An 11,644-nucleotide genomic window follows, 5' to 3' on the forward strand; every position below is an offset into this window, starting at 1 on the left:
TTCATCCTCGCTTGCCGACGACCGAGCCTACTTCACATCTTTCGAGATTGCCAATCGGGGGCGTGGCGTCCTGCTGTCCGCGCGTGTCGCGGGCCAGAATCAGTAGTTAACAGCCGGACTCGCCCTGTTGTCCGTGTGACTCGTGTTGCTACTGTTGGCCGAGTTGCGACCGGTGAGATGAGGTAGTCCCGTGACGCTCGAGCGCCCCGAACAGACAGACGACTGCGGCTGCGCGCCCACTGCGAGTGAGCAGCGGCGCCTGTGGCCCACCTTCGACCGACGCCACGCGCTGAAGCTCGGCGCGCTGGGCGCCGTGGCTCTCGGTGCGTTCGGGGGAGCGGCATCCGGAGTCTTCTCCCCGGCCGCCGCGGCCGACTACCCCTCGTGGGCCGACGTCGAAGCCGCCAAGGCGAACGAGGCGGCCAAGGCCGGCGAGATCTCGCGCATCCAGGGGCTGATCGCGGGGCTGCAGTCCGAGGTCGCCCGCACGCAGGCCGAGGTGCAGGCGCGCTCCGACGAGTACTTCGCCGCCCAGCAGGCCTACCAGGACGCTGACTACCGCGCGCAGCTGCTGCGCCAGCAGGCCGACGCCGAGGCGGCCAAGGCCACCGACGCCGCCAACAAGGCCGGCAAGGTCGCCGCCCAGCTCTACCGTTCGGGGGGTGACGACACCTCGCTGAACCTCTTCTTCGCCGGCTCGGCCGCGAGCGCCGACGATCTGCTCGCCAAGCTCGGCACGATGGACAAGCTGCTCGAGCGCAACCGTTCGGTGTACGCCGCCGCCGTCTCGGCCCGCGACAGCGCCAAGAACCTCAGCAGCCAGGCCGACGACGCGACCGCCGAGCGCGAGCGCCTGCGCGTCATCGCCGAAGAGAAGATGCAGGCTGCCCAGCAGGCCGCCCAGGCCGCGCAAGAGGCCCTCGCAGCCCAGCAGGCCAACCAGACCGTGCTCGAAGCGCAGCTCGCTGCTCTGCAGGACACCACGGCGAAGACCGTCGCCGAGTACCAGGCCGGCGTCGAGGCCGAGCGCAAGGCGCGCGAGGAGCGCGAGCGCAAGGCCCGCGAAGAAGCCGCCGCCCGCGACGCCGCCGAGCGCGCGCGACGTGAGCAGGAGGCCCGCGACCGTCAGGCCGCGGCGGCCGCCAACAGCGGTGGTGGCGGCGGTGGCGGCGGCAACTCCGGTGGCGGTGGCGGCGGCGGCGGCAACTCCGGCGGCGGCGGCGGTGGCGGCGGAAGCGTGAGCGGCGGCGGCTGGGCGCGTCCGTCCTCGGCGTACACCTCGTCGGGCTACGGTCCTCGCTCCGGCCAGTGCAACGCCAGCTACTGCGCGAGCACCTGGCACCTCGGACTCGACTTCGGCGCGAGCTGCTGGTCGCCGATCTACGCCGCGGCAGCCGGTCGCGTGACCTACGCCGGCGTCAACGGCGGGTTCGGCAACTACATCCGCATCCAGCACGACGACGGATCGGGCACCGGCTACGGGCACATCGTCAGCGGCGGCATCTACGTCTCGTACGGCCAGCGCGTCTCGGCGGGCCAGCAGATCGCCGCGACCGGCCAGACGGGCAACTCCTTCGGATGCCACCTGCACTTCGAGGTCTACCCTCCCGGCGGCGGCACGACCGACCCCGCTCCGTGGCTGCGCGCCCGCGGCGTCTCGGTCTGATCGAGAGCACGAGAAAACCCCCGGTCCACGGACCGGGGGTTTCTCCGTCTGCGCGTCAGGTCAGAGCGTGTTGGGCGCTTCGCCCTCACCCTGCGTGCGGGTCTGCTCGTCGTGCTCCTCGAAGCGCGTGAAGGCCTCGGCCACCAGACGCTCGGCCTCGGCGGCATCCGCCCACTCGTCGACCTTGACCCACTTGTTGGGCTCGAGGTCCTTGTAGTGCTCGAAGAAGTGCGAGATCTCCTTCTTGGTCCACTCGTCGATGTCGCCGACGTCCTGGATGTGGTCCCAGCGGGGGTCCTTCGCGAGCACCGCGACGACCTTGTCGTCGCCGCCGGCCTCGTCGCTCATCTTGAGCACGCCGACCGGGCGCACCTTGGCGAGGATGCCGGGGTGCAGGTCGCGGTCGAGCAGCACGAGCACGTCGAGCGGGTCGCCGTCCTCGCCGAGGGTGTTCTCGAAGAAGCCGTAGTTGGCCGGGTAGCCGAACACCGTGTAGAGGATGCGGTCGAGGTAGACGCGGCCGGTGCCGTGGTCGACCTCGTACTTGACGCGGCTGCCGCGGGGGATCTCGATGACGGCGTCGAAAGCGCCCATACTCGTGCTCCTTAGATCTGTGGATTTCCGCGGCCCAGCCTAGCCGGGAGCGGCCCGTGCCGATGCGGCCCGGACCGGCGCGCGCGGCACGATCCGTGCCTCGCGCCGCACCCGGTGCTCCCGCGGTCATCTCTCCCAGGGCGGCGACCGTATCGCCGGCGCCGTGGCTCGCGCAGGTCGCGGCTAGCGTGGAGGCATGGATCGCCGCCCCGGACTCGACCCCGCCGTCGCCGAGGTGCGCCGCGCCGTGCGCGCGGCCCTCGAGGGTCGCGAGGCTGCCGTGATCGTGGCGCTGTCGGGCGGGGCCGACTCGCTCGCCCTCGCGGCGGCGACGGCGTTCGAGGCGGGGCGGCTCGGCATCCGGGTCGTCGCCGTCGTCGTCGATCACGGGTTGCAGGAGGGGTCGGATGCCGTGGCGCAGCGAGCGGCCGAGGCGGCGCGCGGGCTCGGTATCGACGCGCACGTGGTCGCGGTCGAGGTCGGGTCGGGGGACGGACCCGAGGCCGACGCCCGTACGGCCCGGTACGCGGGCCTCGCCCGAGCTGCGGCGGAGCGGGGCGCGGACACTGTGCTGCTCGGACACACCCTGGACGACCAGGCGGAGACCGTGATGCTGGGTCTCGCGCGGGGGTCCGGGGCGGCGAGCCTGGGCGGGATGCCGGCCGAGCGACGGGATGCCACCGGCCCGGCGTGGCTGAGACCCCTGCTGGGAGTGCGCCGGTCGACGACCGTCGCGGCGTGCGCCGCCGAGGGGCTCGAGCCATGGTCCGACCCCCACAACGCCGACCCCGCGTTCACACGGGTGCGTGTGCGGGAGCGGGTGCTGCCGGTGCTCGAGTCCGAGCTGGGACCGGGAGTCGCCGAGGCGCTCGCGCGCACGGCGGAGCAGCTGCGCGAGGACGCCTTGGCCTTCCAGGACATGATCGACGAGACCATCGAGGACATCGTCGAGCACGCCGAGGCGGGGATCTCGATCTCGGTCGCCGCCCTCGCGGCCAACCCCGCGGCGCTGCGCAACCGGATCGTGCGGTACGTGGTGGAGAGCGAGTTCGGCGTGTCGTTGACCCGCGCGCAGACGCTTGAGGTCGCCCGCCTCGTCGTCGACTGGCGCGGGCAGGGTCCGATCGACCTGCCGTCCTGCGTGGCGCGACGGGTGGGCAACCGCATCGAGATCGTGGCGCGCGAGCGCGGGTGAGGCGAGGTTATGCGGTGACGCGGCGGTGGCGGGACTCGACCAGCGCCATCGCGGTGATCGACACCAGCGCGACGATCGCCAACCCGATCGTGAGCAGCGCCAGTCCGTCGAAGAGGAGCCACTCGGCGAACACCCCGCCGAGCACGTTGCCCAGCAGGTAGCCGGCGCCGACCACGACGGAGTACGCGCCCATGATCAGCCCGCGGTCGTCGCGGAACTCCGCGGAGATGTCGCTCAGGTGCGTCAGGGCGGCCGGGGTGAAGCCGGCCTCGAGGAACACCCCCACCATGACCAGCGGAACGGCGACGAACCAGGGGGCGCCGCGATTGGCCAGCATCAGGCCGACCGAGGCGATCAGCGCGCCCGACACGGTGACGAAGAGCACCGGGATGGTGGGGAGGCGTCCGATGAAGAACGCCCACGCGACGATGCACAGGCTGAAGAACAGCACGTAGACCCCGAGCACGAGCGACAGCCCCGCCTCGTCGCCGCGGAACGCCCCGGGGAAGAGCTGCCCGTCCGCCCGCACATCGCCGGCCAGGACGAAGGTGATCTGCGACGTCACCCACGTGCCCAGGATCGCGTTCACCGCGATCCACGCCGGAAGGAACGCCAGCAACCGCGGCTGCACGATTACGCGGAGGCGATCGCCGAGCGACGCGCGGGAGGGAGGGGTCCGGGAGACCGTCGTCGGCCGCAGGAGCGCCAGCACCAGCAGCGCGGCCACGACATAGACCGCGGCGAGGGCGGCGAACGTCCACAGTCCCAGCGCGCCGTAGAGCAGCGGTCCCGCGACAGCGCCCAGGGCGATACCGCCCGACGATGACAGCTCGTAGAGGCTCGTCACCCGCCCGCGGCGTCGGGGGTCGCCGTCGCTCGCGTCGGCGAGGAGCCCGAGTGTCGTGGGCGCCGAGATCGCCGCTCCCGCACCGTCGAGCAGACGCGACGTGCCGACGATGACGACGACGAGAGCGATCGACGGTGCCGTCGCGATGAGCGACGCTCCGGGCGTCAGCAGGATGCCGACCGCGGCGAGCAGCGGCGCCGCGACGAGGAAGACACGGCGCCCGCGTCGATCGCTCGCCGACCCCGCGACCGGTGCGAGCACCAGCTCGGCGAGGAAGCTCACACCCGACAGGATGCCGAGCAGCAGCGGCCCCACCGACGCCCCCTGCCGGGAGAGGTCGACGAAGTACGAACCCAGCGCGAGAGCCCCTGCCGCCGACGCGGTCCGCAGCAGCAGTTGCGCCACGATGACGGCGCCGGTGCCGCGCGTGCGCGGCGCGGACGACGGGGTGGAGGACATGTGTTCCCTTCCGGCTGAGCTACGGAGGCCGACGCTACCCGCTCGCGGAGGCGCTCGGCGGGCGCGACGGTTCCGGTCGGCGCCGATCCACGGCAGGGTGGGCCCGTGCTGTCTTCGCAGGAGTTCGGGGAGTTGGCGCTGTTGCGCGAGCGGGTGTTCGGTCCCGCGGCTGCGCCGGTCCCTCCCGAGGTGGTTCGTCGCCTGTCGGAACTCGAGCAGAAGAACGTAACGGGCGCGACGAACGACGACGAGTCGGCATCGCCCGAGCCATTCGCGGAACCAGCGGACGGGGAGCGTTCCGCGCAGATGCCCGACGACCCGTCGCCGTCGGCTCGGCCGCACCGCCGGCTCCTCGGCCTTCCGCTCGTCGGGGCGCTCGCCGCGTTCGCTCTGGGGGCCGCAGCCTGCGGCTCGATCCTGTCGCTCACGGCGGAACCCGGCATCCCGGAATCGGAGTGGGAGCAGACCGCCGAGGACCGGATCTTCTCGGTGCCCGAGGGGCAGGATCCCGACGCCGGGCTCGAGCCGGCATCCATCCGCTTCATCGCGAACGTCGACAACACGATCCTGTATCTCGGCTACCAGGCCGGAACGACGAACGTCTGCCTGGCCGCGATCACTCCGGTCGAGCCGACGCCCGTTCTCTCGTGCGAATCGACGGCGGTGAGCGCCCGGATCGCGGACGACTTCTTCGTCTCGGTCGAACCGGTGGATGCCGCGTTCCGCGAGCAGGTCGGACGCAACCTGCCGGCTCACCGGCTCACCGAGAGCGTCACGGCCTTCTACGCCGCCGATCCCGTCCTGCGAACCGATCCGCCGGGCCGGGGCGCGGCATCCGGAATCCGGCGACGTAGACTTCTCCAATGCGCGCGGCCGACATCTCCGACGACATCAGCGAAGTCCTCCTCACCGAGGAGCAGATCCACGGCAAGCTCGCCGAACTGGCGACGCAGGTCGCCGCCGACTACGAGGGCCGCGAGGTCGTGCTCGTCGGTGTGCTCAAGGGGGCGGTCATGGTCATGGCCGACTTCGCCCGGCACCTGCCCGTCCACGTCTCGATGGACTGGATGGCCGTGTCGTCGTACGGCGCGTCCACCCGCTCGAGCGGTGTGGTGCAGATCCGCAAGGACCTCGACACCGACATCACCGGCAAGCACGTGCTGATCGTCGAGGACATCATCGACTCGGGACTGACCCTCAGCTGGCTGCTCGAGAACTTCGCCTCGCGCGGGGCCGCCTCGGTCGAGGTGCTCGCGCTGCTGCGCAAGCCCGACGCCATGAAGGTCGAGGTCGACTGCCGGTACGTCGGTTTCGACATCCCCAACGACTTCGTGATCGGCTACGGACTCGACTACGCCGAGCGCTACCGCAACCTGCGCGACGTGGCCGTGCTCGCGCCCCACGTCTACTCCTGAGGCGTGCCGCCGGGGGCGCGGCATCCGTTCCCCGTACGCCCTCGACGAACGCACAGGCCCGGCATAGTCGTGCCGCGTTAGCCTGATGCGACCGCATTCTGCGGAGGATCACGAAAGGGCTGGGCTCGCCCACCATGAATTTCAAGAAGATCACGCGAAATCCGATCGTCTACGTTCTGCTGGTCGGTCTGCTTCTGGTCGTCGGTTTCTCCCTCCTGTCCAACCTGAGCGGTCCCCGCCAGGTGTCGACCAAAGAGGGGCTGGAGCTGCTCAAGGGTGGAACCGTCACCGAGGTCGTCACCAACGACCCCGACCAGCGGGTCGACCTCACGCTGTCGGCGCCCTTCGAGGGCGCGAACGACGTGCAGTTCTACTTCGGGCAGGCCCGCGCCGACGAGGTGGCGAGCGCGATCGACGCCGCCGCCCCCGCGGACGGCTTCAACGACGTCGTGCCCAAGCCCAGCTGGTTCGACGGCCTGATCGGTCTGCTGCTCCCGCTGATCCTCCTCGGTCTGCTGTTCTGGTGGCTGCTGTCCAGCGCCCAGGGCGGCGGCAGCAAGGTCATGCAGTTCGGCAAGTCGCGCGCCAAGCTCGTGACCAAAGAGACGCCCACCGTGACCTTCCAGGACGTCGCGGGATCCGACGAGGCGATCGAGGAGCTCGACGAGATCAAGGAGTTCCTGAAGGACCCCAAGAAGTTCGAAGAGGTCGGCGCCCGCATCCCCAAGGGCGTGCTGCTGTACGGCCCTCCCGGAACCGGCAAGACCCTGCTCGCCCGGGCCGTCGCGGGTGAGGCCGGCGTGCCGTTCTACTCGATCTCGGGTTCGGACTTCGTCGAGATGTTCGTCGGCGTCGGTGCCAGCCGCGTGCGCGACCTGTTCAACCAGGCGAAAGAGAGCTCGCCGGCCATCATCTTCATCGACGAGATCGACGCCGTCGGACGCCACCGCGGCGCCGGCATGGGCGGCGGTCACGACGAGCGCGAGCAGACGCTGAACCAGATGCTCGTCGAGATGGACGGCTTCGACCCCAAGGTCAACGTCATCGTCATCGCGGCCACCAACCGCCCCGACATCCTCGACCCCGCCCTACTGCGCCCCGGCCGTTTCGACCGGCAGATCGGCGTCGACGCGCCCGACCTCAAGGGGCGCCAGCGCATCCTCGAGGTGCACGGTCGCGGCAAGCCGCTGTCGGACTCGGTCGATCTCGAGGTCGTCGCGCGCAAGACGCCCGGGTTCACCGGCGCCGACCTGGCCAACGTGCTGAACGAGGCGGCCCTGCTCACGGCCCGCTCCAACGCGCAGCTGATCGACAACCGCGCCCTCGACGAGGCGATCGACCGCGTCATCGCCGGCCCCCAGCGGCGTACGCGCGTGATGAAGGACAAAGAGAAGCTCATCACGGCCTACCACGAGGGCGGGCACGCGCTCGCGGCCGCGGCGATGAATCACACCGACCCCGTCACCAAGGTCACGATCCTCCCGCGTGGCAAGGCGCTCGGCTACACGATGGTGCTGCCCCTGGACGACAAGTACTCCGTCACCCGCAACGAGCTGCAGGACCAGCTGACCTACGCCATGGGCGGCCGCGTCGCGGAAGAGATCGTCTTCCACGACCCCACCACCGGAGCGTCGAACGACATCGAGAAGGCGACGAGCATCGCCCGCAAGATGGTCACCGAGTACGGCATGACCAACGAGGTCGGCCCGGTCAAGCTGGGCTCGTCGTCGGGCGAGGTGTTCATGGGTCGCGACATGGGTCATGGCCGCGACTTCTCGGAGCGCATCGCCGAACGCGTCGACGCCCAGGTGCGCGCGCTCATCGAGCAGGCGCACAACGAGGCCTACCAGGTCATCAACGACAACCGCGAGGTCCTCGACCGGCTGGCTCTGGCCCTGCTCGAGAAAGAGACGCTCGACCACCTCGAGCTCGCCGAGATCTTCACGGACGTCAAGCGCCTGACCCCGCGGCCGCAGTGGCTGTCGTCGGGCGATCGTCCCGTCTCGACCCAGCCGCCCGTCGATGTGCCCCGCCGCCAGGCGCCGGCCGGGATCGCGGCGTCCGCCGAGGCGGAGGCGCAGACGGCGACCCAGGTGCAGCCCCGTCCGAGCGGACAGACGCGCCCGGCCACCGCCTGAGGCGCCGTGGCCGTCGATCGAGAACGCGTCGCCGCGCTGGTCCGCGAGTTGCTGGAGGCGATCGGGGAGGATCCCGATCGCCCCGGCCTGCGTCAGACGCCGGCCCGCGTCGCCGACAGCTGGGCCGAGTTCTTCTCGGGAGTGAACCAGGATGCCGGTGCCCCCCTCGCGCACACCATCTCGGTGTCGCGGGGACCGGCGCCCGACACGCTGCCCTCCGGTGCGGTGATGCTGCGCGACATCGCCTTCCGCTCGACGTGCGAGCACCACCTGCTGCCGTTCCGCGGCCGTGCGCACGTCGCCTACCTGCCGGGTGAGCGGGTCGTGGGTCTGGGTGCCCTCCCGCGCGTCATCGACATCCTCGCGGCGCGACCGCAGGTGCAGGAGCGGCTGGGCGAGCAGGTCGCCGACGCGATCGCATCCGCGCTCGACGCCCGGGGGGTTCTCGTCGTGCTGGATGCCACCCACGAATGCGTCACGATGCGCGGCGGACGCCAGCCCGACGCCTCGACCGTGACGATCGCCGCGCGCGGCATGTACACCGAGCCGGTCGCCCGCGCGGAGCTCGTCGCGCTGATCGGGACGCGCGCGTGACGCTGATCATGGGGATCGTCAACGTCACCCCCGACTCCTTCAGCGACGGCGGCCGCTACCTCGACCCCGACACGGCCATCGCGCACGCCCGATCGCTGCGGGAGCAGGGTGCCGACCTGCTCGACGTGGGCGGCGAATCCACGCGTCCGGGTGCCCGGCGGGTCGCGCCGCGCGTCGAGCAGCAGCGCGTGCTCCCGGTGATCGAGGCCCTGGCATCCGAGGGGGCGCTCGTCAGCATCGACACGATGAACGCCGCGACGGCTGCGGCGGCGGTCGACGCGGGGGCGCGCCTGGTCAACGATGTCTCCGGCGGTCTCGCCGACCCCGAGATGCTCGCCGCCGTCGCCGACCTGCACGTCGACATCGCCCTGGGGCACTGGCGCGGCCCGTCGTCCGAGATGTACGCGCGGGCCGACTACACCGACGTCGCGCGCGAGGTGGCGGACGAGCTCCACGAGCGCGTCGGCGCCGCCGTCGCGGCGGGTATCAACCCGTCGCGCATCGTCGTCGACCCCGGCATCGGTTTCGGCAAGCGCGGCGTGCAGAACTGGCAGACCCTGCGGGCGCTCCCCGTCTTCGGCGCGCGCGGACACCGCGTGCTCGTCGGCACGAGCCGCAAGAGGTTCCTCGCCGAGACCATCGGCGACGATGCCGACCTCGTGCGCCGCGACCTGGCCACCGCCGTCACCAGCGCCCTGGCCGCCGGTGCCGGCGCGTGGGCCGTGCGCGTGCACGACGTACCGACCACCCGCGACGCCCTCGCCGTCGCCCGCGCCTGGGAGTCCTGATGGATGCCGCCGACCACATCACGCTGACGGGGGTGCGCGCCTTCGGCTATCACGGGGTGTACCCCGACGAGAAGCGCGAGGGACAGGAGTTCGTCGTCGACGCGACCCTGACGCTGTCGCTTCGCCGGGCCGCCGAGACCGATGACGTCGTCGACACCGTGCACTACGGCGAACTCGCCGAACGCCTGGTGGCGATCGTCGCGGGCGATCCCGTCGACCTGCTCGAGACCCTCGCGCAGCGTCTCGCCGACGACGTGATGCGCGACGGGCGGGTCGACGCCGTCACCATCACCGTCCACAAGCCGCAGGCCCCGATCCCCGTCCCGTTCGGCGACGTGTCGGTGCAGATCACGCGAGGCCGGGCATGAGCGTGCGCCTGGCCCACGGCATCGGCGAGGCGCCGCGGTCGTCGCCCGTGCGCGCCGTGGTCGCCCTCGGGGCCAACCTGGGCGAGCGCGCGTCGACCCTCGAGGCCGCGGTCGTCGAGCTGCGCCGCCTCGCGCTGACCTCCGATGTGCGCGTGTCGGAGCCGATCGAGACGGTCGCCGTCACCCTGGACGGAGAGGACGAGGACGCCCCGCGCTACCTCAACGCGGTCGCCGTGCTCGAGACCCGCCTGGCCCCGACGCAGCTGCTCGCGTCGTTGCACCGCATCGAGGCCCGGCACGGCCGGGTGCGCCGCGAGCGCTGGGGCGACCGCACGCTCGACCTCGACCTCATCGCCTACGGTGACGAGGTCATCCAGCGCGACGACCTCGTCGTGCCGCACCCGCGCGCGCACGAGCGCGAGTTCGTGCTCGCCCCGTGGGCGGACGTGGATCCGGATGCCGAGCTCCCCGGCCGGGGACGCATCGTCGACCTGCTCGAGGGGTTGCGGCGATGAAGCGGACGGGGGCCGGCATCCTGATCATCGCGCTCGTCATCGGCGCGGTGGTGGGGTTCGTCGTCGACACGATGCTCACCGCGATGGGTGGGACGACCTTCTCGCCCGCGGCGAGCCTGCCCACGATCCTGGTGCTCCTGGGGGCGGTCGTGGTGGCGCTCGCCATCCCGGTGTTCCGCGCCGCGCGCGGACGCAGTCCGCAGCGCATCGACCCGTTCCGGGCCCTGCGCATCGCGATGCTGGCGAAGGCCTCGTCTCTGCTCGGGGCGGTGTCGGCCGGGTTCGCGATCGGTCTGCTCGGATATCTGCTGACGCGACCGGTGACGCCGTCGATAGGCTCGATGGGATCGATCATCGCGACGCTCGTGGGCGGCGCCGTCCTGGTCGTGGCAGGACTCGTGGCCGAGCAGTTGTGCACCATCCGGAAGGACGACGATGACGACACTCCCGGGAACACCCCCGCCGGACCCGTCGGGGCCTGAGCCGGCCGACGGTCCCTCGTCCGACGAGGGCGTGCTCGGGGCGCGCACGTACGACCGGGTGCGCGAGCCCCGCTCCCCGGGTCGGCTGCCGCTCGGCGACGGCCGGTGGTACCAGCTGTCGCGGGCGTACGTGCGGGTCCAGCTGATCACCCAGGGCGTGGTTCTGCTGCTCGTGCTCGCGGCGGCGGCTGTCGCTCACCTGCTGACGGGGTTCTTCTGGCAGTGGATCCCGGCGGGCGTGATCGCCCTCGTGACGGCGTTCGGTTTGCTGATCACCCCGCGTCAGGCGCGGTCGTTCGGCTACCAGCTTCGTCGGGACGACCTGGTCTTCCGCCGCGGCATCCTGTGGCAGCGCGTGGTCGCGGTGCCGTACGGACGGATGCAGCTGGTCGACATCACGCACGGTCCGCTCGATCGCGGGTTCGGAATCGCGCAGCTCAAGCTGGTGACCGCCGCGGCGGCGTCGGGCGTGACCATTCCGGGTCTCACGCAAGAGGCGGCCGAGCATCTGCGCGACACCCTGGTCGCCGTGGCAGAGACCCGCCGGACAGGCCTGTGAGCGGTCGGGAGGAGACCCCGCCCG

General features: G+C 71.5%; 12 protein-coding genes. 10 read left to right on the forward strand and 2 right to left on the reverse strand.

The genetic code is table 11. The annotated features are described in order from the left end of the window. Positions 1 to 190: 190 nt before the first annotated feature. Positions 191 to 1,666 carry a peptidoglycan DD-metalloendopeptidase family protein gene (locus ACIPVB_RS04050; protein WP_400367192.1) on the forward strand — a complete coding sequence of 492 codons (1,476 nt, stop codon included), beginning with the start codon at positions 191 to 193 and terminating at the stop codon, positions 1,664 to 1,666. A 60-nt stretch (positions 1,667 to 1,726) separates the two neighbouring features. Here the strand turns inward: ACIPVB_RS04050 and ACIPVB_RS04055 are convergent, their stop codons facing one another. After that, complete coding sequence (locus ACIPVB_RS04055; protein WP_400367194.1) at positions 1,727 to 2,260, reverse strand: inorganic diphosphatase; 534 nt, start codon at positions 2,258 to 2,260, stop codon at positions 1,727 to 1,729. 196 nt (positions 2,261 to 2,456) lie between these two features. On the opposite strand from ACIPVB_RS04055, the gene tilS reads away from it, so the two are divergent. Beyond that, positions 2,457 to 3,455 (forward strand): tRNA lysidine(34) synthetase TilS, encoded by a 999-nt coding sequence (tilS, locus tag ACIPVB_RS04060; RefSeq protein ID WP_400367196.1) that lies wholly within the window; start codon positions 2,457 to 2,459, stop codon positions 3,453 to 3,455. Positions 3,456 to 3,462: 7 nt separating this feature from the next. Here tilS and ACIPVB_RS04065 read toward each other — a convergent pair whose 3' ends face one another. Next, positions 3,463 to 4,761: an MFS transporter gene (locus tag ACIPVB_RS04065; protein ID WP_400367198.1), complete on the reverse strand. Its 1,299-nt coding sequence runs from the start codon at positions 4,759 to 4,761 to the stop codon at positions 3,463 to 3,465. Positions 4,762 to 5,624: 863 nt separating this feature from the next. On the opposite strand from ACIPVB_RS04065, the gene hpt reads away from it, so the two are divergent. The 8 genes from hpt (at position 5,625) to ACIPVB_RS04105 (ending at position 11,620) form a co-directional block, all read left to right on the forward strand. Next, complete coding sequence (hpt, locus tag ACIPVB_RS04070; protein ID WP_400367199.1) at positions 5,625 to 6,176, forward strand: hypoxanthine phosphoribosyltransferase; 552 nt, start codon at positions 5,625 to 5,627, stop codon at positions 6,174 to 6,176. Positions 6,177 to 6,310: 134 nt separating this feature from the next. Next, positions 6,311 to 8,314 carry an ATP-dependent zinc metalloprotease FtsH gene (gene ftsH / locus ACIPVB_RS04075; protein ID WP_400367201.1) on the forward strand — a complete coding sequence of 668 codons (2,004 nt, stop codon included), beginning with the start codon at positions 6,311 to 6,313 and terminating at the stop codon, positions 8,312 to 8,314. A gap of 6 nt (positions 8,315 to 8,320) precedes the next feature. After that, on the forward strand, positions 8,321 to 8,908 hold the full coding sequence (gene folE, locus ACIPVB_RS04080; RefSeq protein ID WP_400367203.1) for a GTP cyclohydrolase I: 588 nt from the start codon (positions 8,321 to 8,323) through the stop codon (positions 8,906 to 8,908). Further along, a complete protein-coding gene (folP, locus tag ACIPVB_RS04085; protein ID WP_400367205.1) occupies positions 8,905 to 9,696 on the forward strand; it encodes a dihydropteroate synthase in 792 nt (263 codons plus the stop codon). Before folE ends, folP begins: the two co-directional genes overlap by 4 nt. Next, positions 9,696 to 10,064, forward strand: a complete 369-nt coding sequence (gene folB / locus ACIPVB_RS04090) for a dihydroneopterin aldolase (protein ID WP_400367207.1) — start codon at positions 9,696 to 9,698, stop codon at positions 10,062 to 10,064. Before folP ends, folB begins: the two co-directional genes overlap by 1 nt. Then, positions 10,061 to 10,579 carry a 2-amino-4-hydroxy-6-hydroxymethyldihydropteridine diphosphokinase gene (gene folK, locus ACIPVB_RS04095; RefSeq protein ID WP_400367210.1) on the forward strand — a complete coding sequence of 173 codons (519 nt, stop codon included), beginning with the start codon at positions 10,061 to 10,063 and terminating at the stop codon, positions 10,577 to 10,579. Before folB ends, folK begins: the two co-directional genes overlap by 4 nt. Continuing rightward, the gene (locus ACIPVB_RS04100) at positions 10,576 to 11,061 is read left to right on the forward strand and encodes a DUF3180 domain-containing protein (RefSeq protein WP_400367211.1); all 486 of its coding nucleotides are present in this window, start codon (positions 10,576 to 10,578) and stop codon (positions 11,059 to 11,061) included. The genes folK and ACIPVB_RS04100 overlap by 4 nt, the downstream gene beginning before the upstream one ends. Next, positions 11,015 to 11,620 (forward strand): PH domain-containing protein, encoded by a 606-nt coding sequence (locus tag ACIPVB_RS04105; RefSeq protein WP_400367213.1) that lies wholly within the window; start codon positions 11,015 to 11,017, stop codon positions 11,618 to 11,620. The genes ACIPVB_RS04100 and ACIPVB_RS04105 overlap by 47 nt, the downstream gene beginning before the upstream one ends. Positions 11,621 to 11,644: the final 24 nt, after the last annotated feature.

The sequence above is a fragment of the Microbacterium sp. NPDC090007 genome (assembly GCF_044748345.1).
Lineage (GTDB): Bacteria > Actinomycetota > Actinomycetes > Actinomycetales > Microbacteriaceae > Microbacterium.